This is a genomic window from Pantoea sp. Fr+CA_20, assembly GCF_024520835.1.
Classification (GTDB): domain Bacteria; phylum Pseudomonadota; class Gammaproteobacteria; order Enterobacterales; family Enterobacteriaceae; genus Pantoea; species Pantoea allii.
The window spans coordinates 1-24,896 of record NZ_JALNPN010000028.1 but is presented as its reverse complement, the minus strand read 5'-3'; the positions used below and the strand labels follow the sequence as shown (position 1 = coordinate 24,896).

Sequence of the window (24,896 nt, the reverse complement as noted above, 5' to 3'; positions counted from 1 at the left end):
TGCGGCAATTATGTTACGCCGTCAAATATCACTTGTTATAGGTTTCGCGTGGCTTACGCATTACTTCATCTATTTCAGGCTTATCCAGCGGTCCGCTGATGTGATAACGCAGGACTGAAATTTTACTCCAGAGCGGTCCCAGCACCTTGCTGGCGGCAAATACCGCCGCCCCCACCACCGGATTAATGGCAAAAGCAGCCGCCACGCCCACTGACGCAGAAATTTCTGGCGTGACTATCGCTTCCATATCAATGCGGCGTTTCACCAGGTCCATATTGCCCTGCATGGCGATATCCGCTTCCAGGCCGTCAACCAACAGGTTGTCAGTTCTCACGACGCCATTTTCAATCCAGGCGGTACCGTTGATGGAGTCGAAATAGAACCCCTTGTTAAAGGTATCGCTGAAATCAAAACGCAGTTTGCGTAACAGGGCATCGAAGCTCAGCAGGCGCAGAATCTGTCCCGCGGCGCCGGTATCCACATCGCTTATTTGTCCTTTACCAAAGTGCGTTTTCAGCGTGCCGCTCAGCGTTTCTGCCGCGGGCTGCCACGGTGCCGAGCGCCAGTGCAGGTCATAATCAATCTTGAAGGGCGCATCTCGCAGCGGCGTATTCACGCCAAACCAGTTGGTCGCGTTATTGATGTTGCTGCCCTGCAGCGTGCCTTTTAAAGAGGTGCGCTGGTCGCCTGGACGGTTAACCCATTCGCCCTGAATGTTCAGCCGCGAGCTGCCGGTATCCACTAAACCGTTAGTAAGTGCTAACGTACTTCCTTTAGGCTGAAGCCGGGCCGTGACCCGTCCATACTTCTGCCCCATCAGCCAGCATTCAGCGCATTGCAGTTGTAAAGCAGGCCACTGGCTAAAGTCGATCTGATCGCTTTTTTGCCCCAGAGGTGAGGCGGACGCACTTTTCTTATCGCCAGTGCTCTCCCAGTCTGGATTGTAATAAAGGTAATCCAGGGCTATTTGCCACGGCGCTGAAGGTGAGGTGATTAACTGCCCTCTTAGCTCGTCAGCATTGACGTTAATCCGGTTTTTTCCACCCATGTCCTGGGTTAATGAGGTATCAACGTTATGCCAGCGCTGGCCTGCCAGACTCACAGAAGGGCTACGCAGGATAATATTGCCCGGAAGCGTTGCACCGCCCACCTGATGCTCACCGGTTGAACGGGTCGTACCACCTTCGCCAGCCGTCATCAGTGCCGCCCACGCCTCACCATCCAGCGCAGGTAAGTTGAGTACCATGCCTGAATGATCTGGCAGCGTCGGTATTGTCTTTGTATCGTTGAGCCAGATACCACGGTCAACGCGCAGGGCCGGCTCCAGCAGCCAGCGGCTGTTAAATTTGTGCCGTTCATCTACGCTACCGCTGAGATCAAAGTGCGTTAAATCGCCTTTAGCGTTGATGGCCACAGGCAGGCTTTCGCCCGCTTTTTTATCCAGTGGCGAAGGTAAGCGACTACTTACTTCCTTCCCGTCACCTTTCAGCGCGATGTCGTAATGCGCACCGCCCTTATGCGGTAAGGCGACGTTAACCTCGCCCTGCCAGGGAAGATGCCCAGCCAGTTGGCTGCCCACCTGGGGCGGAATACCGGTGATTTTTGCCAGTTGCCAGTCAGCCAGTAACTTAACGTTAATGCCAAAATCATCAGGATTTTCTTTTGTGCTAAAGCTGACATTAAGGGGCTGACCAAACCAGTCCGCCTGCATCTGATCGCTTTCAAGATTGCCGTTGTTATAACGGAACTGCCCGGTCAGATGGGTCATGGTGGTATTCAGCGGCTTGATATGCAGGCTATTGTTATTCATCACCACATCACCACTGGCGTGAACGTCTTTGCCATTCAGAGGAATATCAAGCTTAAGGTGGCCTTTGGTCAGACCTTTAATCTGTAACTGTTCAAGGGCCGCCCCCAGAGAGGACTTGAGTGGCGTGTGCTGGAAGTAGTCGCCAATTTGCTGACCATCACCGCTGATATCGCCGTTGATAATCAGCTTTTCCTTCATGTAATCAGGAATGGTGGCGCTGACATTACGCGCCTCCACTTCACCCAGTTTAGCCAGGGGCGCATGCATCCACAGGCCATCATTCAGGAAGTTAAGATCGATATCGAGGTTGCTGATATCCGGCCAGCCGGGCTGGAAACCATAGGTTGCGTGGCGTAAAGGCACCCAGACCTGAAACATGCCGTCGTTATGCTGAAAAGGAAAAAGCGCCGGGTTGCCGTTGAACAGCAGCGTGGCATTCTCTACCTTGCCGCCTTTAACCGCACCGCTCAGGTAGCGCGTGAGCGAATGCCCCATCAGCGGTGTGGGGAAATAGCGCCAGGCATCGCCCGCATCGCTGACGTTAATACCGGCCAGGATATCAAGTTGAGGCTGCGTATCGGTGTTCTGCTGATAACGGAAGTCGCCATGTGCCCAAAGTGAACGCGCCTGGATATCAAGATTATGACCTGCCAGGGTCAGGCCGTGCGGGTCACGCAACCAACTCATACTGCCGGTCACCTGCTTGATCTCCAGCGGTGCCTGGAACATATCACCATAGGGCACCGTGGCCTGGCCCATCGCAATCGTGGCCTGCCCATTATTCAGGCTGCCTGTCGCTTCGCCATTTAAATGGCTGATGCCGGGAACCAGTTTCCAGAACTGCCAGCTGAAATCGCGCCACTTAACCTGAAAGCGCGTCTGCTCAGGCTGATCGACAGGAATATCCAGCGCCAGCCCGTCAATGGTGCCGCGCGGTCGTAATGCGCGCCAGTTATCAAACAATGCCGGTGATAAGGGCGCAAACAGCGGCACCAACGGTGCGATGTGGTCCAGCGCCAGCTGTGTCGCACGTACACGAATCTCAGGCTCGCTGTTGCTGCCCAGCATCTGCGTGTCCTGAGGTTGCCAGAGGAGTGAGAAATGACCGGCAGGCCAGGCATTACCGTCTGTGCTGAGCCTGGTTTGCGGCACATTGACCACCCAGCCATTTTTGTAACGCGACAGATGGGCAGTGAGGTTATCAACGTTCAGCGTGTGGGGACCGCTCTCGCCCTGCCAGCTTGCGCCGCCCTTACTTAACAGCAGATCGCCGGCATAGACGTCGCCATCACGCAGATTAACCCAGGCCGCCAGGCTGAACCGGGCACTGTCAAGCCGGGTGTTATCCCGCACCCAGCGGCCCAGCCATGGACGCATATCAACATCATCGGCCTGCATCCAGATACGACCATCGTTGAGTAAGCCATTACTGTCTTTCAGATCAAGACGAACCTGCACTACGCCGTGTTGTCCAGTAAAGCTCGACAAGCTGACTTCACCTTCTGCTCGATGTCGGGTGTTTTCGTTCAACCAGGTGAGGTTAGGAATCGCCAGTTCAGCATGCTGACCGGATGGGGTGATAAAGCGAATGGTGCTGTCACGCAGAGTAAAGTGATCGAACTGACGCAAAAACAGATCGTTGACCTGAGTGAGCTTAAAGCTGTGCTTGTCGCTGTCACTGGTCAGCAGAGGCTGAGTGCTGTCGAGATGTAATTGCCAGAAGGTCAGATCGCGGAACTGCCAGCGCCAGTGGAGCAGTGACTGCCAGACATCCAGCGCAACGGTGATACGTGCGATGGAGAGCGAGCCGGTCTCCTTCATATCGACATTTAAGTCGCGGATTTGTAGCGTGGGGCCGAAATTCTCCCACTTTCCTCGGAGTTGGCTGGCGTTAACCTTGACACCGCTGGTGTCGGAGACGAACTGAAGAACCTGACTACGATAGGCGTCAAGATGCGGCATCGCCAGACGCAGCGCGCTGACAAGCAGCGCCACAATCACAATGACTGTCGCGAGCAGCAGTAACATAATTCTTGGCAACTGCCTCACTCACACCTCTCCTTGTCTACCGTTAACGACGGATGGTTGCTGCTCATACCCGGCGTCTTATGACATAGCGGTATGGGTTCACATTTTACCCCAAAATGTGCAGTCAGGCATGGTGAGCCTGACCAGCCAGTATTACATCATCACCACGTCAAACTGTTCCTGAGTGTAAAGCGCTTCTACGTGCACCTTCACCTGTTTACCCACGAAAAGTTCGACTTCAGCCAGCGCATGGGACTCATCTGTTTTCAAGGCCTCACCGACAGTTGGCGAAACGTACACCAGGAATCGATCCGAGTCATAAGCATGATGCACGCGGACAATTTCGCGCATGATTTCGTAGCACACCGTTTCAACTGTTTTCAGCGTGCCGCGCCCTTTACAGACCGGACAGTCCTCACACAGCACGTGCTCAATACTTTCGCGCGTGCGCTTGCGGGTCATTTCCACCAGCCCTAACGCTGAAAAGCCGCTGATACCGGTCTTAACCCGATCTTTATTCAGTGCCGTTTCCAGCGAATGCAGCACGCGACGGCGGTGGTCCTCATTACTCATATCGATAAAGTCGATGATAATGATGCCCCCCAGATTACGGAGCCTTAGCTGACGTGCAATCGCCTGAGTGGCTTCCACATTGGTATTAAAGATAGTCTCATCAAGGTTTCGGTGCCCGACAAATGCCCCCGTATTGATGTCTATCGTCGTCATCGCTTCAGTTTGATCGATGATTAAGTATCCGCCAGATTTGAGTTCAACTTTTCGTTCCAGCGAGCGCTGAATCTCATTTTCAACATCAAACAGATCGAAGATAGGCTGCTTACCGTTGTAAAGCTCAAGCTTGCTGGACATCTCGGGAATGTATTCACTGGTGAACTCGTTGAGCAAATCGCAGGTGAGGCGCGAATCGACACGAATGCGGTCCAGCGCTGCGCCAGCAAAATCACGCAGAATACGTTGTGCCAGCGCCAGTTCACCATAAAGCAGACAACGCGTTTGATTACGTTTTTTTCGTTCGCTGACTTTGGTCCACAGGCGCTTCAGAAAGGCCGCATCCTGTGCCAGTTCTTCTTCACCAATGCCTTCGGCTGCGGTGCGGATAATAAAGCCGCCCAAATCGTCACAGTAATCGGCTACCACGGCTTTCAGCCGCTCTCGCTCTTTTTCACTGGCGATACGTTGAGAAACGCCAACATGCGCTGCCCCAGGCATGAACACCAGGTAGCGCGAAGGCAATGTGATATCCGTTGTCAGTCGCGCGCCTTTGGTGCCCAGCGGATCTTTCACCACCTGAACCACCAGATCCTGTCCCTGGCGAACCAGTTCTGCGATATCCCGTACGACAAAATTTTTCTTTTCATCGCCCGCAACACATTCGGTGTGCGGCATGATGTCAGAAGCGTGCAGGAACGCGGCCTTATCCAGTCCGATATCCACAAATGCCGCCTGCATGCCAGGCAGCACCCGGCTGACGCGTCCTTTGTAAATATTGCCGACAATGCCGCGTCGGGCTTCACGCTCGATATGGATTTCCTGCAGGATTCCGCCATCAATATAGGCGACTCGCGTTTCAGCAGGCGTAACGTTAACCAGTAGCTCAGCCGTCATGTTAACCCCTTACGGCACGCAGTGACTGAAAATGGTCGATCAGCTCTGCTGTCTCAACCAAGGGCAATCCGACCACCGCGTGATAACTTCCATTGATTTTACGCACAAAGTTTCCGCCCTTCCCCTGAATACCGTAAGCGCCGGCTTTATCCATAGGTTCACCTGTCGCGATGTAATCGGTAATGTCGCTCAGGGTTAAGTTACGAAAAGTCACCTCGGTGACCACCAGACAGTCCAGTACCTGCTGACGGTCAGCCAGAGCAATCGCCGTCATGACCTGATGGGTTTTTCCTGAGAGTTTACTGAGCATCGCGCTGGCATGGTCGGCATCGCGCGGTTTTTCCAGCACCTCACCGTTGAGCACGACGATGGTATCCGCGCCCAATACAGGCAGGTCATGCGGGGCAATCAGCGTACCGGCTTTTGCTTTGTCATGCGCCAGGCGACGGACATACACCTCGGCCGATTCATGCGGCTGACGTTGTTCTTCAACGTCAGTGATGATGCGCTCAAAGTTCAGACCAAGTTGAGTCAGCAGTTCGCGTCGACGGGGAGACGCGGATGCCAGATAAAGGGTTACCATAAATTTCCTTATTGAACAGCGAACTGACGGCGGATCTTTCTCATTAATAAGAATAGCCACGGCCAGAGAATCCCGTCGACAACACTGCTCCAGAAAATTTCAGGGCGGAATGAGACGTTGATCACCAGAAACTCCGCCCAGAAGACGATCACATCCATTGCTAATGACAGCACCATAACCATTAACGCCTGCTGCCACAACGCTAAGTTACGGAATAACTGGAATTTAAACGCCACCAGATAGGCGATGATGCTAAGCGCCAACGCGCGAACGCCAAGCGTGGAACCCGCGATTAAATCCATAATCGCACCCAGCAGAAACCCACTTCCCACATTAACACGGTGCGGAAGCGCCAGTACCCAGTAGACCAGGATCAGCAATAACCATGAAGGCCGGAACATATAGATTTGTTCCGGCCATGGCATGATTTGCAGAATAAAGGCCATAAGAAAGGACAGCCAGATAACCCATCGTCCCTGGCTGCGATATCGACTCAATTCTGGCCTCCGCGTGAGCGGGAAGCGGAACCTTGTGGGTTGCTTTCGCTACTGCCAGAAGCAGGCGTGGTGGTCTGGGTAGCAGGTGCAGGCGGGCCCATTTCACCCGCGGGAGGCAGAACCTGCGGCATCATCTGCATCAGGCGTTCATTAGCGACCCGGTGGACTTCGTCAGGTGCCATCGGCATATCACCGTTGTGATCCGCGCCCCACAGTAGCAACAGGTAACGCAGACGTTGCAGACCTGCGGTTGGATGTGCCTGGATGACCGTGTACGCGCGTTGCGTATCGACCTTAACCGATGAAACCACTCCTACCGGATAGCCCTCAGGGAAACGCCCACCTAAGCCCGACGTCACCAGTACGTCACCGACACGAATATCGGTATTGCCTGGCAAATGCTCCAGTTGCAGATCTTCCGTACACCCGTTGCCTGCCGCGATCACACGAATATCATTACGCAGTACCTGGATAGGCAGCGCATGTGATGCGTCACAAATCAGCAGTACACGACTGGTAAACTGGCCGACGGCGATGACCTGACCCACGACACCTTTATCACTGATAACCGGCTGGCCTTCGTAAACACCGTTAGCACTGCCTTTATCGATAACCACTTGATCGGTGTAGGGATCGGTACCGGTGGAGATAACCTGAGTCACCATCTTGTGCTCGTCCTGACGCAGCGGGGAACCCAGCAGCTCGCGCAGGCGCGCGTTCTCCTGCTTGTATTGCCCCAGCATAAGCAGGTCGCTGTTCTTCAGAAAAAGCTCTCGACGTAACGCTTTATTTTCCAGTTCGAGCTGCTGGCGAGAAGCCAGCGTGTCTGACACGCCATCAAGAAGCTGGCGCGGCCCATTGGCCAGGAAGTAAAACGGACTGACCGACGTGTCCAGATAGTTGCGTATTTGAGTAAATGAACTCACGCGACTATCAGCGATGATAATGGCAATCGCCACAATCACCGCCAAAAATAGACGCAATTGCAGAGAAGGCCCTCTGCTAAAAATCGGCTTCATATAATCTGCGTGTTCCTCGACTACAAGGTAAGAAAGTACGGGCGAGCCGCACTTTCCTGGGCTGGTCACATCATACCGATGCGTGCAGCGCCGGTTTACACGCTACTCCCTGCGCACTGTTACAACGATTCCAGCCGGTTGAGGCAATTATTCTTCGCTGAATAAATCGCCGCCATGCATGTCGATCATTTCCAACGCTTTTCCGCCACCGCGCGCAACGCAGGTCAGTGGATCTTCAGCGACGACAACAGGAATACCCGTTTCTTCCATCAGCAGGCGATCCAGGTTACGCAGTAATGCGCCGCCACCGGTCAGGACCATGCCGCGCTCAGAAATATCAGACGCCAGTTCCGGTGGGCACTGTTCCAGCGCAACCATTACCGCACTTACGATACCGGTCAGTGGCTCTTGCAGGGCTTCGAGAATTTCATTGGAGTTGAGTGTAAAGCCGCGTGGCACACCTTCCGCCAGGTTACGACCACGCACTTCAATTTCACGCACTTCATCACCCGGATAAGCCGAGCCGATTTCATGCTTGATACGTTCTGCTGTCGCTTCACCAATCAATGAACCGTAGTTACGGCGCACATAATTAATAATGGCTTCGTCAAAACGGTCACCGCCGATACGAACGGATGAAGAGTACACAACGCCATTCAGGGAAATCACGGCAACTTCAGTGGTACCACCACCGATATCCACGACCATTGAGCCGGTGGCTTCAGAAACCGGTAAACCTGCACCAATCGCGGCCGCCATTGGCTCTTCAATCAGGAAAACTTCACGTGCGCCCGCGCCTTGGGCCGATTCACGAATCGCGCGGCGTTCAACCTGGGTTGCGCCTACAGGCACGCAGACCAGCACGCGCGGACTTGGGCGCATGAAGCTGTTGCTGTGAACCTGTTTGATGAAGTGCTGCAACATTTTTTCCGTCACAAAGAAATCGGCAATAACGCCGTCTTTCATTGGACGAATAGCTGCGATATTGCCTGGCGTACGGCCAAGCATCTGTTTGGCGTCATGACCCACAGCCGCCACGCTTTTCGGTGAACCTGCACGATCCTGGCGGATAGCAACCACGGAAGGCTCGTTCAGCACGATGCCTTGTCCTTTTACATAAATCAGGGTGTTCGCGGTACCCAGGTCAATGGACAAGTCATTTGAAAACATGCCACGAAATTTTTTAAACATACTAAAGGATAATCCTGCAAGCTGGAGGCGGAAAATAAAATCCGCTTACTTTACCAACCACACGAAGCTGCCACAAGGCGCAAAAACGTTCTGCTTCGGTGAAAAAATAGACGGCATTCGTTTTACATCATTTAAGCCTGTTACGCATACGAGCGGAACAGCGATATCACGGCATCAGAGCAGCATGTTAAAGAATTTTCTTAACTTTACTCCGACATAAAATCTAACATTTCAGGCGACGTATTCTGCACGTTTATCGTTCCATATTCATCAAAAGCTGAGGCGAAGAACGTGAAACCGGTCAAACGGTTAAAAACGGTAACGCTGGGAGTACTTTTTTACGTTACTGTTAACCGGCTGTGAAGGTGAAAAAAAGTCACCCTGTCCACCTTCTACTCCTAATCCTACCAGGGTTTGCCACTCTGCATTGGTGCGCACGCCCGCGGCATACAGCTGCGTCCCGGTGGGCTTACAGACGTCCAGCAAGCTTCGCACAAACAGCTGATTTTCCGTACGCCGCTCAATGTTGCGCACCAGTCCTGCATCCAGCTTGATTAATTCAACCGGTAACTGCCGGATGTAAGCACTGCTGACCACCGTCAGACCGGCCTGATTAACCGCGATACGACAGCCGAATGCCTGCAATGAGTGGAAGATCGGAATCAAATCGCTGATGTGTTGACAGACATCCCCTTCCGCAAGTTCAAATAAAAATCGCTTTCTTTGAGATTTTGGGCACTGCAGCAACATATTGTACAACCAGACAATAAACGGACGTTTCAGCAGCGAGTCGATATTGATGGGGATGACCAGTGTCTCTTCTGGCCACAGTTCAGATAAGGCGGCAACGCGTAATACCATCTGGCGGTCCCAGCTTTCGGCCATGCCGAGCTGCTGCACAAATGGCATATATTCAGCCGACAGTACCTCTTTGTCCCCATCATAAATGCGCGTGAGCAGTACGCGATGTCGCACCTTACCCTCTTTGTCCACCGCAGGCTTCTGATATAAACGTGGTCCGCCGCGACTTAAGGTATTTTCCAGCAAAGTCCGCCAACGAACGCTGCCGCGTCCTGCATCCAGAGGGTTTCCTGCGCCATTAGACCAGTTATTGCCGCCTGACAACGTCGCGCGGCGCGTGGCCATTTCGACATTTTCCATGACCTGCGGCACCGTCTGTCCGCTGTGCCAGGCACTGATGCCGATGTGAATAAAATCGTCGCGGTTAACCTTGCGCATAGGCGGCAACGCGTCAACCGCGTTGATGAGGTGATCAGCGATACTGTTTGCCTCTTTCAGGCTACGATGCGGCAGTAATACCGCGAAATCACTGCGAAAATAGCGCGCCAGAAGTGCGCCAGGATAACGCATGACAAACGTGGACAACATGTTGACGACGTTAAACAGGTACTCTTCGACCAGCACTGGCCCCAGTGAATCATCGTGGGTGTCGAGCTCAGGAAAACGTATCATCATGACCACGCCATGCGTCCCGACATCTTCCTGATCCTCAAGCAGCGTTGCCAGCTGACTATCGAAGAAAAGGCGGTTATTCAGCCCCGTCCGGCCATCCTGAGCCGCAAAGGTTCGAATCAGCGTATCGATGCGGACGCGCTGCTCGCCCGCTTCCTGTAAATCGGACAGTAACAGGTCGATCGCCCGGCTGGCTCTGGGCGGCCACTCATCAGCATGCTTTTGCCGACAATGCCGACGTTCTCCACCAAGTATTAATGCTGAGCGGCTTTCCAGTTGCTCCATCCCACGCCATTGACGTACCAGCCAACGATGAGTAATGGACAGCATAACGGCCACGATCAGTACGACCAACAGCAGCGCGGCAAGCGTATACGTCGCGGGAATAGAGTGCAGCCAGGTTTGTGCGGGATCGAGTATCGTCAGTTGCAATCGCATACCCGGCTGGTGCATCAGCGCAATGTCAAAATGGATATAGCGATTTTTTTGATGCTGCAGCATTTGGTTTTCATGGCGGGAAAGCGTGAAAACAGTCTGCCGACCATTATATAAGGACAGCTGTTCGGCGTTAATCACGGGTAATACCGGCGTAAGCCAGGCTTCCAGCGCTTCGGGAGGCTGTTTCAGCAGGACTTTATCCACTTCGGTTGCCAAAACCTGTACCCGATTTTCTACACGCTGATGGGTGAGCCAGAAAACACTAAAAGCACAGCCCACCAGCATTAAAACCATTGCCAGTACGCTAATAAATGTAATAAATGCAGAAAGTTTGGTAGTTAATCGCATCCCTGTGCCTGTTTCACTACGGTTGCCGCCGGATCACGCCGCCTCTCTGCACGTTAGCCGGAAGAATTTTGAGCAAAATAACACAAATTGTTTCCGGCAACAGCGAGGTCATACGCGAAGCCGCAGTATAACGTTGAGAAAGGCGCAGAGCGCTTAATTATCCTTTTTTCAGCGCATTCTCATTGGAAGCTTCAGCCAGGAAATTTCACATTTTTGCAGCAAAATTCGCCAGCTTAAGCAATAGTCATCATGCTGATTGTGAAAATCGAGCTGGAGAAGAGACGATGAAGCCGACAAAACGCCTGACCGAAGCAGATGTAACGCCAGAAAGCATCTTTAATATGAATCGTCGTCGGGTGCTTCAGACCCTGGGACTGGGGGCTGCTGCAATCAGCGTCCCGGGCATGGCCAACGCCGATATTCTGAGTTGGTTCAAAGGTAATGACCGCCCGCCCGCGCCGGCGGGTCGGGCGCTGGACTTTACCAAGCCCGCACAATATCAGGCCAACCTGCCGTTAACGCCTGCGGATAAGGTTTCCGGCTATAACAATTTCTACGAATTTGGCCTGGATAAAGCCGATCCGGCAGCGAACGCGGGAACGTTAAAAACCGATCCCTGGAAGCTGACGATAGAAGGCGAAGTGGCAAAGCCCGTGACGTTAGACATGGATGATATTTTTAAACGCTTTGCCATGGAGCAACGTATCTACCGGATGCGTTGCGTTGAAGCCTGGTCGATGGTGGTGCCGTGGATAGGTTTTGAACTCAATAAACTCCTGAAGCTGGCGGAACCCACCAGCAAAGCGCGCTTTGTTGCTTTTCAGACACTTTATGCCCCCGATCAGATGCCGGGTCAAAAGGACCGCTTTATCGGGGGTGGGCTAAATTATCCTTATGTAGAAGGCTTACGGCTGGATGAAGCCATGCATCCCCTGACCATTCTGACGACGGGCGTTTACGGTAAAGCCCTACCGCCACAGAACGGTGCGCCAATTCGGCTTACCGTACCCTGGAAATATGGCTTTAAGGGCATTAAGTCTATTGTGAAAATTACGCTGACGCACGACCAGCCGCCTACCACATGGAACCAGATTGCGGATAATGAGTACGGCTTCTATGCCAACGTGAACCCGCATGTGAATCATCCTCGCTGGTCGCAGGCCACCGAACGTTTTATTGGTCCGGGTAGTGCTTTTAATGTTGATCGTCAGCCCACATTACTGTTCAACGGTTATGCCGATCAGGTTGCGTCACTCTATCGTGGTATGGATTTGCGGGAGAATTATTGAGTGCGCCTGTCAATAAAGCAGATCGGCTGGCTTAAAGTGCTACTGCATCTGGCGGCTTTCTTACCGCTGGTTTACTTGATTATGGCCGCGATGCAGGGAGGACTCAGCGCCGATCCTGCCAAAGATATCCAGCATTTTACCGGCCGTATGGCGCTGAAACTGCTGTTAGCAACCTTGCTTGTCTCGCCGTTAACACGCGTGGCCAGGCAACCGCTGCTCATTCGGACCCGTCGCCTGTTGGGTATCTGGACTTTTTTCTGGGCCAGCCTGCATCTAACCAGTTACTACCTGTTGGAGCTGGGCGTGAATAACCTCGGCCTGCTCGGAAGCGAATTGATTTCACGTCCTTATCTGACACTGGGCATTATTTGCTGGTTTATTCTGCTGGCGCTGGCGATCACCTCTTTTCAACGCATGCAGCGCAAACTGGGCAGGCGCTGGCAAACCTTGCATAACTTTATCTATCTGGTCGCTATTTTGGCGCCGATTCACTATATGTGGTCGGTAAAAATCCTGTCTCCCCAACCGATCATTTATGCGCTTTTAGCCCTGATATTGTTAGCCTGGCGCTATAAAAAGTTCATTAAATGGTGGCCGCGCTAGTCTCTTCTTATTGCCGATCGTCTGCGAAAAATGCGGCCTGCGAGCCGCATCCGATCAACTTCGCAGATAAGACCAGTATTTTGCTGCGAAATGCCACGAAACGGATATAATGCCCGGCTTTATTGCGATGTGACGCTTCTTTTTCACTGTGACGGGTGACAAATGGAAAGCGGCAAGGTATTTTACGCGATGCCTCAATGATTGCGGGAGATGGCAGCAAGATGGCCGATAAATTACATATTCTGCTTTTGAACGGTCCCAACCTTAACCTGTTAGGGACGCGTGAGCCTGATAAATACGGGGATGTTACCCTGGCTCAGATTGTTTCCAGTCTGAGCCATCAGGCAGACCAGTTGAATGTAAGGTTAAGCCATTTGCAATCCAATGCTGAGTATCAGCTCATTGATCGCATTCATGAGGCAAAAGGCAATGTGGATTATATCATTATCAATCCTGCCGCGTTTACGCATACCAGCGTAGCAATGCGTGATGCTCTGTTAGCGGTGAACATTCCATTTATTGAAGTTCACCTGTCAAATGTGCACAGCCGCGAGCCTTTTCGCCATCACTCCTATTTTTCTGATGTCTCTGCTGGCGTCATTTGTGGGCTTGGCGCTGACGGTTACTCGTGGGCATTACAAACGGCAGTGAAGCGCCTGTCTCATACTAATTAATCAAACTGAGTACGGAACCCCATTCATGGATATTCGTAAAATTAAAAAACTGATCGAACTGGTTGAAGAATCTGGCATTTCTGAGCTGGAGATCTCCGAAGGCGAAGAGTCTGTTCGTATCAGTCGTGCACCTGCAAATACTGGTTATCCGATGATGCAACAGGCTTATGCTGCGCCCATCGCTCAGCAGCCTGCTCTGGCGAACGCCGTCGCACCTGTTGCCGCCGTCGCAGAAGCCGCGCCTGCTGAAATCAGTGGCCACATCGTACGTTCACCTATGGTAGGGACCTTCTATCGCACACCAAGCCCGGATGCGAAAGCATTTGTGGAAGTGGGCCAGAAAGTCAATGCAGGTGACACGCTGTGCATTGTTGAAGCCATGAAAATGATGAACCAGATTGAAGCCGATAAATCTGGCGTAGTTAAAGCCATTCTGGTGGAAAGTGGTCAGCCGGTAGAATTTGACGAGCCACTTGTTGTCATCGAATAACGGGGCGAACCATGCTGGATAAAATTGTTATTGCTAACCGCGGTGAGATTGCGCTGCGCATTCTGCGTGCCTGTAAAGAACTGGGCATTAAGACTGTTGCGGTTCACTCAAGCGCGGATCGTGACCTTAAGCACGTGCTGCTGGCAGACGAAACGGTTTGCATCGGCCCGGCGCAGTCGGTCAAAAGTTACCTTAATATCCCGGCGCTGATTTCTGCCGCCGAGATCACCGGCGCGGTGGCGATTCACCCCGGTTACGGCTTCCTTTCTGAGAATGCCGATTTCGCCGAGCAGGTTGAACGCTCTGGCTTTATCTTTGTTGGTCCAAAAGCCGACACCATTCGCCTGATGGGCGATAAAGTGTCTGCGATTACGGCGATGAAGAAAGCCGGTGTGCCTACCGTTCCCGGCTCCGATGGCTCACTGACCGATGACATGGAAAAGAACCGTGCTTTCGCCAAGCGCATCGGCTATCCGGTCATCATCAAAGCCTCTGGCGGCGGCGGCGGTCGCGGCATGCGCGTTGTGCGCAGCGATAAAGATCTGGAACAGTCCATCAACATGACGAAAGCGGAAGCCAAAGCGGCTTTCAACAACGACATGGTTTACATGGAAAAGTATCTGGAGAATCCTCGCCACATTGAGATTCAGGTACTGGCAGACGGTCAGGGCAATGCCATCTATCTGGGCGAACGTGACTGTTCAATGCAGCGTCGTCACCAGAAAGTGGTGGAAGAAGCGCCAGCACCGGGCATCACGCCAGAATTACGTGGATTTATCGGTGAGCGTTGTACCCGCGCCTGTATTGATATCGGCTATCGCGGTGCAGGTACCTTTGAGTTCCTGTACGAAAACGGCGAGTTCTATTTCATTGAAATGAACACCCGTATTCAGGTTGAGCATCCGGTTACCGAGATGATCACGGGCGTTGACCTGATCAAAGAGCAGTTGCGCATTGCTGCGGGTCAACCGCTGTCGATTAAACAGGAAGACGTGGTCATTCGTGGTCATGCGGTCGAGTGCCGTATCAACGCAGAAGATCCGGTGAGCTTCCTGCCAAGTCCTGGTAAGATTACCCGCTTTCATGCGCCGGGTGGTTTTGGCGTACGTTGGGAGTCCCATATTTATGCCGGCTACAGCGTGCCGCCTTATTATGACTCCATGATCGGCAAGTTAATCACCTACGGTGAAACCCGTGATATCGCCATTGCACGTATGAAAAATGCCCTGGCGGAGCTGATTATCGACGGGATTAAAACCAACATCGAACTGCAGATGCGAATCATGTCCGATGAAAACTTCCAGCAGGGTGGAACCAATATCCACTATCTGGAGAAAAAGCTCGGCCTGCACGAGAAGTAATCGCAACGCTGAGTCAGTTTGAGGCCGGATATTCCGGCCTTTTTCTTTTCCCGCAGGCGTTAAGGTCACACTATGGACGCGCGTTATTTACAGGCTCACAAAGAAGCTCGCTGGTCACTCTATCTGACACTGGCATGGTTAGCCGTCTGGGGCGGTTCGGCCTGGTTAGGGGGAAATGCGATGGGCATAACCGGCTTGCCGCGCTGGTTTGAGCTCTCCTGTATTTTTGCTCCTCTGCTGTTCATTTTTTTATGCTGGATGATGGTGCGTAAGGTCTTCCGGAATATGTCGCTGGAGGATGACAATGAACACTGAAATCATTCTTCCGCTACTGGCTTATTTGGCCGTCATTGCTGGCTTGTCCGTATTTGCGATGCGTAAACAACGCAAAGGCAACTTTCTGACCGAGTATTTCCTGGGCAGCCGCTCAATGGGCGGATTTGTCCTGGCAATGACCATCACGACCACCTATATCAGCGCCAGCTCGTTTATAGGCGGCCCGGGTGCGGCCTATAAATACGGTTTGGGCTGGGTGTTGCTGGCAATGGTGCAGGTTCCCGCGGTCTGGCTGTCGTTGGGCGTACTGGGTAAAAAGTTTGCCATTCTGGCACGCAAGCACAATGCGGTAACACTCAACGATATGCTCTATGCACGCTATGGCAGCACGCTGCTGGTCTGGTTAGCCAGCCTGAGCCTACTGATTGCCTTTGTGGGCGCGATGGCCGTGCAGTTTATTGGTGGCGCACGTCTGCTGGAAACCGCTGCCGGCATCCCTTACGACACCGGACTGCTTATTTTTGGTGGCACTATCGCACTCTATACCGCCTTTGGCGGCTTCCGTGCCAGTGTCCTCAATGATGCGATGCAGGGCATTGTGATGCTGATAGGCACCTTCTTACTGCTGTTTGCCGTCATTCATCACGCTGGCGGTATTCATTCGGCCGTAGACAAGCTGCACGCGATCGACCCCAAACTGCTGTCTCCTGAGGGCCCGGGCGATATTATTACGCCGACCTTCCTGAGCTCGTTTATTGTGCTGGTCTGCTTTGGCGTCATCGGCCTGCCCCATACGGCGGTGCGCTGTATCTCTTATAAGGACAGTAAAGCGCTGCATCGGGCCATTATTCTTGGCACCATTGTCGTTGTGCTCCTGATGCTGGGGATGCACCTGGCTGGCGCACTCGGTCGGGCGATATTACCGAATCTGACCGTGCCGGACAGCGTTATCCCCACACTGATGATCACCGTGTTACCGCCTCTGGCTGCAGGGCTGTTTTTAGCGGCACCGATGGCGGCGATTATGTCCACCATCAACGCCCAGCTGTTGCAGGCCTCCGCTACGCTGGTCAAAGACCTGTATCTGCGCATCGCCCCGCAGCAAAGTGATAATGAGCCACGCCTGCGGATTTTATCGGGAACGGTGACCTTTTTGCTCGGGATCATACTGCTTTTCGTCGCCTGGCATCCGCCAGACATGATTATCTGGCTCAACCTGCTGGCTTTTGGCGGTCTGGAAGCGGTTTTCCTCTGGCCACTGGTTCTGGGTTTATATTGGGCGCGCGCCAATGCGGTCGGTGCGCTCAGCGGCATGGTGGTGGGCGGAGGCTGCTATGCCGTTCTGGCGACCCTGGGTCTGCAACTGTGGGGTTTTCATCCCATTGTGCCTTCATTATTGTTAAGTCTGCTGGCGTTCCTGGTCGGCAACCTGTTTGGGCGTTTACCGCATGCGGTCAGCGCACCACAACACTGAATTAAGAGAGACGTTATGCCGTGGATTCAAATCAAAATTAACAGTTCTGGCGCAAACGCTGAAGAACTAAGCGATGCGTTAATGGAAACAGGTGCCGTATCTGTCACCTTCCAGGATACGCACGATACACCGGTCTATGAACCTATGCCGGGCGAAACGCGCCTGTGGGGCGATACCGACGTTATCGGGTTATTCGACGCGGAAAGCGACATGGAGGGCGTAATTGCTGAACTTTCTCAGTATCCTCTTCTTGGTGAGAATTTCCGTCACAAGATCGAACAGATCGAGGACAAAGACTGGGAACGTGAGTGGATGGCAAACTTCCATCCTATGCGTTTTGGTGAGCGCCTGTGGATCTGCCCGAGCTGGCGCGATGTGCCCGATCCGGATGCCGTCAATGTAATGCTCGATCCCGGACTTGCTTTCGGTACCGGTACTCACCCTACCACCTCGCTTTGCCTGACCTGGCTCGATGGTCTGGATCTGGCCGGTAAAACCGTGATCGATTTTGGCTGCGGTTCAGGAATACTTGCGATCGCGGCGCTTAAGCTCGGCGCGGCGCAGGCGATCGGTATTGATATCGATCCTCAGGCGATCCAGGCCAGCCGTGACAATGCAGAGCGTAATGGCGTTGCCGATCGTTTAACGCTGTTCCTGCCACACCAGCAGCCGGAAAACCTTCAGGCCGATGTTGTGGTGGCCAATATCCTTGCCGGGCCGCTACGTGAGTTGGCACCGCTTATCAGCGTGCTGCCTAAATCGGGCGGGCATCTTGGTCTATCCGGCGTGCTGGAGAGCCAGGCCGAGAGCGTCTGTGAAGCCTACGTGGCGCACTTTGCACTCGATCCTGTTGCGGTCAAGGAAGAGTGGTGTCGTATTACGGGCGTCAAAACCGCCTAGTCTTTAAGACGTTGCCCGTCACAGAAGCAGTCCTGCCAGTTCGACAGGACTGCCTGAATGTCTGTGCCGTCGGTTCCGCGTTTCGCTTACAGCCGTTACCGACAGCACCGAAGGCTGTAACACTCAGCAGCACAGCTTTTGCCGTCGCTTAAGCCGTTGCTTGTATCGTTAATCACGGTATGTGACGTTTTTTATCTGGCAAATGCCGAATCTTCGTCGGAAAAACCTTTGTTCACAAAATAAACACAAATGTTTAAGCTACTGATTTATAGATAAATTAATTCATATGTCCGCGATAAGATGAGGGCGAAAGCCGTTTTCTTGTGAATTGTTCAAAGTTTGGCCTTTCATCTTCCTAAAAAAATGCGTAATATACGCCGCCTTGCAGATACAGTATGGCATTACGACTTCATGCGCATTGGAAACCTCCAACTGAGAAATCGACTGATTGCAGCGCCGATGGCCGGTATTACTGACAGGCCTTTCAGAACGCTTTGTCACGAGATGGGTGCAGGAATGGCGGTTTCTGAGATGTTGTCATCGAATCCCGAAGTCTGGGCCAGTGACAAATCTCGTTTACGCATGGTGCACAGTGATGAACCCGGCATTCGTGCCGTCCAGATTGCAGGGTGCGATCCCAGTGAGATGGCCCAGGCTGCGCGTATTAATGTCGATGCTGGTGCACAGGTTATTGATATTAATATGGGTTGCCCGGCAAAAAAGGTGAACCGCAAAATGGCGGGTTCCGCCTTATTGCAGTATCCCACAGTAGTGGAGTCTATTCTCTCTGCCGTGGTGAATGCCGTTGATGTTCCGGTAACTTTAAAAATTCGTACCGGATGGGATCCAGAAAACAGAAACTGTGTCGCGATTGCCCAATTGGCTGAACGCTGTGGCATTCAGGCTTTGACGATACATGGCCGCACTCGTGCCTGCCTGTTCAACGGAGACGCTGAATACGACAGTATTCGGACAGTTAAGCAGAGTGTTTCTATTCCGATTATCGCGAATGGAGACATAACTGACCCGCATAAAGCCAGAGCAGTGCTCGACTACACCGGAGCCGATGCTCTGATGATAGGACGCGCTGCTCAGGGAAGACCGTGGATCTTCCGGGAAATCCAGCATTATCTGGACACTGGGGAGCTGCTTGCCCCGCTGCCACTGGCAGAGGTCAAGCGTTTGCTTGTTTCGCATATACGTGAGCTGCACGACTTTTACGGTTCAGGCAAGGGATACCGTATAGCGCGAAAGCACGTCTCCTGGTATCTCCAGGAACATGCCCCAAATGACCAGTTTCGGCGCACATTCAACGCCATTGAGGATGCCAGCGAACAGCTGGAGGCGTTGGAGGCATACTTCGAAAATCTTGCGTAACGAAATAAAGAGCTGAAAGAACTATGTTCGAACAACGCGTAAATTCTGACGTACTGACCGTTTCTACCGTTAACTCACAGGATCAGGTAACTCAAAAACCTTTGCGTGATTCGGTTAAACAGGCACTGAAGAACTATTTTGCTCAACTGAATGGTCAGGATGTGAGTGACCTGTATGAGCTGGTTTTGGCTGAAGTCGAGCAGCCTCTGTTGGACATGGTGATGCAGTATACCCGTGGCAACCAGACCCGTGCTGCCCTGATGATGGGTATCAACCGCGGTACGCTGCGTAAGAAACTGAAAAAATACGGCATGAACTGATTCAGTTCAGACCGTTAATCTCGCCAGCCTCAGGGCTGGCGTTTTTATTTGTGCGCTAACGCGCAAATTGTTTTAAATCCTGTGAAACAGTTGCGTCAAATATGGTAACTGTAGTTGCAGTCGCCAGCGTGATTTTTACAGGCCGTCCTTTTTAAACTGTCTCCCGCTACACGCTCATCATTTTCTGATCGCCTGCCTTTCAACCCTGTCATAACAGCCTTTTGTGAGCCTGATTAACATTTTACGCAACACCTCAATCGCTTACAGCCACCACCTGCCATGCAGCTCACAATGTTGCTAAATAGTGAAACAATTTGCACTAAATGTGATCCCTTCGACTCGAAATGCTTCCTTTTGGTGCGTCATATTATTGCAGCCCTCCAGATGATTCAGATTATTACCCGATCTTTCAGGTGACTTCAGGATTATGCAAACCTGGCACTGGCTTTGCAAAGTCGTGGATGGCCGATCGCCACAGACAGGAACGCACATCAAAGTGCGCAATACATAACAACACAACACGACATGCCACACAGGATGCTTTATGAAAAAGATGATGCTCTCTACTCTGGTTGCTGCGGCTTCTCTGCTTGCCGTTGCACAGCAGGCTCATGCAGGTACCACACTTGATGCGATTAAAAAGAAAGGGTTCGTTCAATGTGGTATCAGCGATGGCCTGCCGGGTTTCTCTTATGCAGATGCCAGCGGCAAATTTACCGGCCTTGATGTGGATATCTGTCGTGCAGCCGCCGCCGCCGTGTTTGGTGACGCAACAAAAGTGAAATATACCCCGCTGACCGCAAAAGAACGTTTTACCGCTTTGCAGTCAGGGGAAGTCGATATTCTTTCTCGTAACACCACCTGGACTTCATCACGTGACGGCGGCATGGGCTTCATGTTTACCGGCGTTAACTACTACGATGGCATTGGCTTCCTGACCCATAAGAAAGCCGGCCTGAAGAGTGCGAAAGAGCTGGATGGTGCGACCGTCTGTATCCAGGCTGGTACTGATACCGAGCTGAATGTGGCTGACTTCTTCAAAGCCAACAAAATGCAGTACACGCCGGTCACCTTTGACCGCTCGGATGAATCCGCCAAAGCACTGGATAGTGGCCGCTGCGATACCCTGGCATCTGACCAGTCTCAGCTGTACGCTCTGCGCATTAAATTAGGTAAACCAGATGACTTCATCGTCTTACCTGAAGTGATCTCTAAAGAGCCACTGGGCCCGGTTGTGCGTCGCGGTGATGATGACTGGTTCACCATCGTTAAATGGTCGCTTTTCGCCATGCTGAACGCAGAAGAGATGGGCATCAGCTCTAAAAACGTTGATGAGATGACGGCTAAACCTACCACACCTGATATGGCGCACCTGCTGGGCGCTGAAGGCGACTTTGGCAAAGATTTGAAGCTGGATAACAAATGGGCTTACAACATCATTAAACAGGTTGGTAACTATCAGGAAAGTTTTGATCGTAACGTCGGTAAAGACAGCCCGCTGAAAATTGCCCGTGGTCAGAATGCGCTCTGGAACAAAGGCGGCATTCAGTACGCACCACCGGTACGTTAATCACGCCTCACCCGTCGGGCACCGTTTTCTACGGTGCCCCAGCAAAGCTTTCGTTACTGAGGTTTAAACATGTCACAACGCCCAACCGTGAAAAGGGATTTTTCGTTCGGTAATCCCACGGTTCGAGCCTGGCTTTACCAGATAGTTGCGATCATTACCGTACTTGCTGTGGTGGGCTATCTCATCCACAACACCGTTATCAATCTCGCTAATCGCGGTATTACTTCCGGCTTTGGTTTTCTGGAACGCAATGCTGGTTTCGGCATTGTGCAGCATCTTATTGATTACACTGAAGGTGACACATACGCACGCGTCTTTTTGGTGGGCCTGACTAACACGTTACTGGTGTCGGCACTCTGTATTGTTTTTGCTTCAATACTGGGTTTTTTTATTGGTCTGGCGCGTCTTTCCGATAACTGGTTACTGCGTAAAATCGCCAATATCTACATTGAAACCTTCCGCAATATTCCCCCTTTGCTGCAGATTTTCTTTTGGTACTTTGCGGTATTACGTAATCTGCCCGGTCCACGTCAGGCGCTTAACGCTTTTGATCTCGCCTTTGTCAGTAACCGCGGTCTTTACGTACCCTGGCCGACCTATGCGCCGGGCAGCTGGCCTTTTGTTATTGCCCTTGCACTGGCTGTTGTAGCGATTTACGGCCTGTTCCGTTTTAATCGTCAGCATCAGCTTAAAACCGGTCAATTACGTCGCACCTGGCCTGCCGCCATTGCGATGTTATTGGTGTTCCCTTTTATTGCACATCTGGGCTTTGGCGCAGCGATGCACTGGGATATACCTGAGTTACGCGGTTTCAACTTCAGGGGCGGCTTTGTCATGATTCCTGAACTGGCCGCCCTTACGTTGGCGCTGTCGATCTATACCTCCTCTTTTATTGCGGAAGTGATTCGCTCAGGTATCCAGGCCGTGCCCTATGGGCAGCATGAAGCGGCCCGCTCGCTGGGGCTGCCGAATCCCGTTACGCTGCGTCAGGTCATTATCCCGCAGGCCATGCGTGTAATTATTCCGCCCCTTACCAGCCAGTATCTGAATATTGTGAAGAACTCTTCACTGGCTGCTGCAATTGGTTATCCCGATATGGTGTCGTTGTTTGCCGGCACGGTCCTTAATCAGACCGGACAAGCCATTGAGACCATTGCTATCACCATGAGCGTTTACCTGATTATCAGCCTGCTGATTTCAATGTTGATGAACTTCTACAACCGCAAAATCGCGCTGGTTGAGCGTTAAGAGAACGGGATAATTATGTCTGTTACTGCACATGAAACACCGCTGATAGCCTCCTCGCCGTTGAATCGGGCATGGCGATGGGCACGCAAGAACCTGTTTTCAGGTTGGTTTAATACCTTATTGACCCTGTTCTGTATCTGGCTTATCTGGCATGTGATTCCACCTGCTCTGAACTGGCTGATCTTTGATGCGAACTGGTTTGGCACAACACGGGCTGACTGCACCAAAGAGGGCGCATGTTGGGTCTTCATTCATGCCCGCTTCGGTCAGTTTATGTATGGGCTCTATCCTCATGAACTGCGCTGGCGCATCAATCTGGCGCTGATCATTGGGCTCGCGTCTCTCGTTCCGATGTTTGTTAAACGTCTGCCTTACCGTGGGCGCTATATTGCCGCCTGGGCAGTATGTTATCCCCTCGTTGTCTGGTTTCTGTTGTATGGCGGCTTCTTAGGACTCGACCGGGTCGAAACCCGTCAATGGGGTGGGCTCACGCTGACGTTAATCATCGCGTCTGTTGGTATCGCGGGGGCATTACCTCTGGGTATTTTGCTGGCGCTGGGGCGACGCTCCCGGATGCCGGTAGTACGAACGCTATCAGTGATTTTTATTGAGTTCTGGCGTGGCGTGCCGCTGATAACGGTGCTGTTTATGTCATCGGTTATGTTGCCGCTGTTTATGGCAGAAGGGACGACCATCGACAAACTGGTGCGCGCATTGGTTGGCGTCATTTTGTTCCAGTCGGCCTATGTGGCCGAAGTAGTACGTGGTGGGTTACAGGCGTTACCAAAAGGGCAGTTTGAAGCCGCTGAATCATTGGCGTTGGGATACTGGAAGACCCAGATGCTGGTCATCCTGCCGCAGGCATTAAAGCTGACTATTCCGGGACTGGTGAATACCATTATTGCGTTATTCAAAGATACCAGCCTGGTGATCATTATTGGTTTGTTCGATCTGTTTAGTAGCGTGCAACAGGCTACCGTCGATCCCGCCTGGTTAGGCATGTCTACTGAAGGCTATGTCTTTGCCGCGCTGGTCTACTGGATTTTCTGTTTTAGCATGTCGCGTTACAGCCAGTATCTGGAAAAACGTTTTCACACCGGGCGCAAATCGCACTGAGGTTTCTATGACACAAATAATAACTGATTCAACCAATGCGATGATTTCGCTTGAAAATGTGAACAAGTGGTACGGGCAATTTCACGTGCTGAAAGATATTAATCTGCAGGTGAAACCTCGTGAACGTATCGTGTTGTGTGGTCCCTCTGGTTCAGGTAAATCCACCACGATTCGCTGCATCAATCATCTTGAAGAGCATCAGAAGGGCCGTATTGTTGTAGATGGTATTCATTTGAATGAGGATGTGCGCAATATCGAGCGAGTTCGTACTGAGGTCGGTATGGTGTTTCAACACTTCAATCTTTTCCCTCATCTTACCGTTTTACAAAACTGTACGCTGGCACCGATGTGGGTTCGTAAGATTGCCAAAAAAGAGGCTGAAGAGCTTGCTATGCATTACCTGAAGCGGGTGCGTATTGAAGAGCATGCGCATAAGTTCCCAGGTCAACTGTCTGGGGGACAGCAGCAGCGTGTCGCTATCGCACGTTCGTTATGTATGAAACCCAAGATCATGTTGTTTGACGAGCCGACATCTGCCCTGGATCCAGAGATGGTGAAAGAAGTACTCGATACGATGATTGGGCTGGCAGAAGACGGTATGACGATGTTATGTGTGACGCATGAAATGGGCTTTGCGCGTACGGTGGCCGACAGAGTGATCTTTATGGATCGCGGTGAGATCGTAGAAGTTGCGCCGCCGCAGGAGTTTTTTGCGAATCCCCGGTCAGAGCGCACCCGCGCTTTCCTGTCTCAGGTTATTCACTGACCCTGCTTCATCTCTCAGCACCTCCGTCATACGGAGGTGCTGTTCTGCCGCGCCTGACAACTGCATACAGCGCGTCGATTCCCCGTATATTCTCACTTCGCTAACGCTGATTACACAACGCTTCAACTGCCAGAGTTGCCTGTCCGCAATCGTACTTCATTGCGCCAGCAGTCCTTCTTCTGGCCGGTTACATAGCTTTTATTGGCCCTTTTACAGGTCAGGAGAGAGCCACCCGGCTGTTTTAAGTGCATCAACAGTGTTTGTGGTGACCCATATACGTTTAACAGAGACTTTTTACCGAATAACAGACGTAAAAAAGCCCTGAACTTTCGTTCAGGGCTTTTCTGTTTGATGCCTGGCAGTTCCCTACTCTCGCATGGGGAGACCCCACACTACCATCGGCGCTACGGCGTTTCACTTCT

The 24,896-nt window shown here is 52.2% G+C and carries 21 protein-coding genes; 14 read left to right on the top strand and 7 right to left on the bottom strand.

The genetic code is table 11. The features are described 5' to 3' along the window. Positions 1-28 precede the first annotated feature (28 nt). From yhdP to csrD, 7 genes are all read right to left on the bottom strand, one after another. The gene (gene yhdP / locus NR177_RS21940) at positions 29-3,859 is read right to left on the bottom strand and encodes an AsmA2 domain-containing protein YhdP (RefSeq protein WP_256853622.1); all 3,831 of its coding nucleotides are present in this window, start codon (positions 3,857-3,859) and stop codon (positions 29-31) included. 132 nt (positions 3,860-3,991) lie between these two features. Next, positions 3,992-5,461 carry a ribonuclease G gene (rng, locus tag NR177_RS21935; RefSeq protein ID WP_063877432.1) on the bottom strand — a complete coding sequence of 490 codons (1,470 nt, stop codon included), beginning with the start codon at positions 5,459-5,461 and terminating at the stop codon, positions 3,992-3,994. A gap of 1 nt (position 5,462) precedes the next feature. Then, positions 5,463-6,044, bottom strand: coding sequence for a nucleoside triphosphate pyrophosphatase (locus tag NR177_RS21930; RefSeq protein ID WP_218996228.1), 582 nt, complete (start codon positions 6,042-6,044; stop codon positions 5,463-5,465). 8 nt (positions 6,045-6,052) lie between these two features. Beyond that, positions 6,053-6,541, bottom strand: coding sequence for a rod shape-determining protein MreD (gene mreD / locus NR177_RS21925; protein ID WP_006120976.1), 489 nt, complete (start codon positions 6,539-6,541; stop codon positions 6,053-6,055). Beyond that, positions 6,538-7,560 (bottom strand): rod shape-determining protein MreC, encoded by a 1,023-nt coding sequence (gene mreC, locus NR177_RS21920; protein ID WP_063877434.1) that lies wholly within the window; start codon positions 7,558-7,560, stop codon positions 6,538-6,540. The genes mreD and mreC overlap by 4 nt, the downstream gene beginning before the upstream one ends. 147 nt (positions 7,561-7,707) lie before the next feature. Beyond that, positions 7,708-8,751, bottom strand: a complete 1,044-nt coding sequence (gene mreB, locus NR177_RS21915; RefSeq protein WP_003855260.1) for a rod shape-determining protein MreB — start codon at positions 8,749-8,751, stop codon at positions 7,708-7,710. Positions 8,752-9,060: 309 nt separating this feature from the next. After that, entirely contained in the window at positions 9,061-11,010 is a 1,950-nt protein-coding gene (csrD, locus tag NR177_RS21910) for an RNase E specificity factor CsrD (RefSeq protein WP_256853621.1), read from the bottom strand. 284 nt (positions 11,011-11,294) lie between these two features. Between csrD and msrP the strand changes: the two genes are divergently transcribed. From msrP to NR177_RS21840, 14 genes are all read left to right on the top strand, one after another. Then, positions 11,295-12,299 carry a protein-methionine-sulfoxide reductase catalytic subunit MsrP gene (gene msrP, locus NR177_RS21905; RefSeq protein WP_096011265.1) on the top strand — a complete coding sequence of 335 codons (1,005 nt, stop codon included), beginning with the start codon at positions 11,295-11,297 and terminating at the stop codon, positions 12,297-12,299. Next, a complete protein-coding gene (gene msrQ / locus NR177_RS21900; protein WP_063877437.1) occupies positions 12,300-12,902 on the top strand; it encodes a protein-methionine-sulfoxide reductase heme-binding subunit MsrQ in 603 nt (200 codons plus the stop codon). Positions 12,903-13,123: 221 nt separating this feature from the next. Further along, on the top strand, positions 13,124-13,576 hold the full coding sequence (aroQ, locus tag NR177_RS21895) for a type II 3-dehydroquinate dehydratase (protein ID WP_145394820.1): 453 nt from the start codon (positions 13,124-13,126) through the stop codon (positions 13,574-13,576). Positions 13,577-13,601: 25 nt separating this feature from the next. Further along, the gene (gene accB, locus NR177_RS21890) at positions 13,602-14,066 is read left to right on the top strand and encodes an acetyl-CoA carboxylase biotin carboxyl carrier protein (RefSeq protein WP_096011267.1); all 465 of its coding nucleotides are present in this window, start codon (positions 13,602-13,604) and stop codon (positions 14,064-14,066) included. A gap of 11 nt (positions 14,067-14,077) precedes the next feature. Next, complete coding sequence (gene accC / locus NR177_RS21885) at positions 14,078-15,427, top strand: acetyl-CoA carboxylase biotin carboxylase subunit (protein ID WP_096011268.1); 1,350 nt, start codon at positions 14,078-14,080, stop codon at positions 15,425-15,427. Between the two features lie 72 nt (positions 15,428-15,499). Beyond that, the gene (locus tag NR177_RS21880; protein ID WP_063877440.1) at positions 15,500-15,742 is read left to right on the top strand and encodes a YhdT family protein; all 243 of its coding nucleotides are present in this window, start codon (positions 15,500-15,502) and stop codon (positions 15,740-15,742) included. Continuing rightward, positions 15,732-17,177, top strand: a complete 1,446-nt coding sequence (panF, locus tag NR177_RS21875; RefSeq protein WP_063877441.1) for a sodium/pantothenate symporter — start codon at positions 15,732-15,734, stop codon at positions 17,175-17,177. Before NR177_RS21880 ends, panF begins: the two co-directional genes overlap by 11 nt. 15 nt (positions 17,178-17,192) lie before the next feature. Next, positions 17,193-18,077: a 50S ribosomal protein L11 methyltransferase gene (gene prmA, locus NR177_RS21870; RefSeq protein WP_256853620.1), complete on the top strand. Its 885-nt coding sequence runs from the start codon at positions 17,193-17,195 to the stop codon at positions 18,075-18,077. Between the two features lie 411 nt (positions 18,078-18,488). Next, a complete protein-coding gene (gene dusB, locus NR177_RS21865; RefSeq protein ID WP_063877443.1) occupies positions 18,489-19,454 on the top strand; it encodes a tRNA dihydrouridine synthase DusB in 966 nt (321 codons plus the stop codon). Positions 19,455-19,477: 23 nt separating this feature from the next. Next, positions 19,478-19,774: a DNA-binding transcriptional regulator Fis gene (gene fis / locus NR177_RS21860; protein ID WP_003855228.1), complete on the top strand. Its 297-nt coding sequence runs from the start codon at positions 19,478-19,480 to the stop codon at positions 19,772-19,774. Positions 19,775-20,318: 544 nt separating this feature from the next. After that, on the top strand, positions 20,319-21,344 hold the full coding sequence (locus NR177_RS21855; RefSeq protein ID WP_063877444.1) for an amino acid ABC transporter substrate-binding protein: 1,026 nt from the start codon (positions 20,319-20,321) through the stop codon (positions 21,342-21,344). A 69-nt stretch (positions 21,345-21,413) separates the two neighbouring features. Next, entirely contained in the window at positions 21,414-22,592 is a 1,179-nt protein-coding gene (locus NR177_RS21850; protein ID WP_063877445.1) for an amino acid ABC transporter permease, read from the top strand. A gap of 15 nt (positions 22,593-22,607) precedes the next feature. Further along, positions 22,608-23,708, top strand: coding sequence for an amino acid ABC transporter permease (locus NR177_RS21845; protein WP_109716809.1), 1,101 nt, complete (start codon positions 22,608-22,610; stop codon positions 23,706-23,708). A 7-nt stretch (positions 23,709-23,715) separates the two neighbouring features. Beyond that, on the top strand, positions 23,716-24,474 hold the full coding sequence (locus NR177_RS21840) for an amino acid ABC transporter ATP-binding protein (protein ID WP_063877447.1): 759 nt from the start codon (positions 23,716-23,718) through the stop codon (positions 24,472-24,474). Positions 24,475-24,896 lie beyond the last annotated feature (422 nt).

What these genes read in the sequence shown, in the direction of transcription:
- fis (WP_003855228.1), top strand. Translation starts at nt 19,478, where the DNA reads ATGTTCGAACAACGCGTAAATTCTGACGTACTGACCGTTTCTACCGTT.
- NR177_RS21850 (WP_063877445.1), top strand. Translation starts at nt 21,414, where the DNA reads ATGTCACAACGCCCAACCGTGAAAAGGGATTTTTCGTTCGGTAATCCC.
- NR177_RS21840 (WP_063877447.1), top strand. Translation starts at nt 23,716, where the DNA reads ATGACACAAATAATAACTGATTCAACCAATGCGATGATTTCGCTTGAA.
- NR177_RS21930 (WP_218996228.1), bottom strand. Translation starts at nt 6,044, where the DNA reads ATGGTAACCCTTTATCTGGCATCCGCGTCTCCCCGTCGACGCGAACTG.
- NR177_RS21855 (WP_063877444.1), top strand. Translation starts at nt 20,319, where the DNA reads ATGAAAAAGATGATGCTCTCTACTCTGGTTGCTGCGGCTTCTCTGCTT.
- csrD (WP_256853621.1), bottom strand. Translation starts at nt 11,010, where the DNA reads ATGCGATTAACTACCAAACTTTCTGCATTTATTACATTTATTAGCGTA.
- accC (WP_096011268.1), top strand. Translation starts at nt 14,078, where the DNA reads ATGCTGGATAAAATTGTTATTGCTAACCGCGGTGAGATTGCGCTGCGC.
- NR177_RS21880 (WP_063877440.1), top strand. Translation starts at nt 15,500, where the DNA reads ATGGACGCGCGTTATTTACAGGCTCACAAAGAAGCTCGCTGGTCACTC.
- dusB (WP_063877443.1), top strand. Translation starts at nt 18,489, where the DNA reads ATGCGCATTGGAAACCTCCAACTGAGAAATCGACTGATTGCAGCGCCG.
- mreB (WP_003855260.1), bottom strand. Translation starts at nt 8,751, where the DNA reads ATGTTTAAAAAATTTCGTGGCATGTTTTCAAATGACTTGTCCATTGAC.
- aroQ (WP_145394820.1), top strand. Translation starts at nt 13,124, where the DNA reads ATGGCCGATAAATTACATATTCTGCTTTTGAACGGTCCCAACCTTAAC.
- rng (WP_063877432.1), bottom strand. Translation starts at nt 5,461, where the DNA reads ATGACGGCTGAGCTACTGGTTAACGTTACGCCTGCTGAAACGCGAGTC.
- accB (WP_096011267.1), top strand. Translation starts at nt 13,602, where the DNA reads ATGGATATTCGTAAAATTAAAAAACTGATCGAACTGGTTGAAGAATCT.
- mreC (WP_063877434.1), bottom strand. Translation starts at nt 7,560, where the DNA reads ATGAAGCCGATTTTTAGCAGAGGGCCTTCTCTGCAATTGCGTCTATTT.
- prmA (WP_256853620.1), top strand. Translation starts at nt 17,193, where the DNA reads ATGCCGTGGATTCAAATCAAAATTAACAGTTCTGGCGCAAACGCTGAA.
- panF (WP_063877441.1), top strand. Translation starts at nt 15,732, where the DNA reads ATGAACACTGAAATCATTCTTCCGCTACTGGCTTATTTGGCCGTCATT.
- msrP (WP_096011265.1), top strand. Translation starts at nt 11,295, where the DNA reads ATGAAGCCGACAAAACGCCTGACCGAAGCAGATGTAACGCCAGAAAGC.
- NR177_RS21845 (WP_109716809.1), top strand. Translation starts at nt 22,608, where the DNA reads ATGTCTGTTACTGCACATGAAACACCGCTGATAGCCTCCTCGCCGTTG.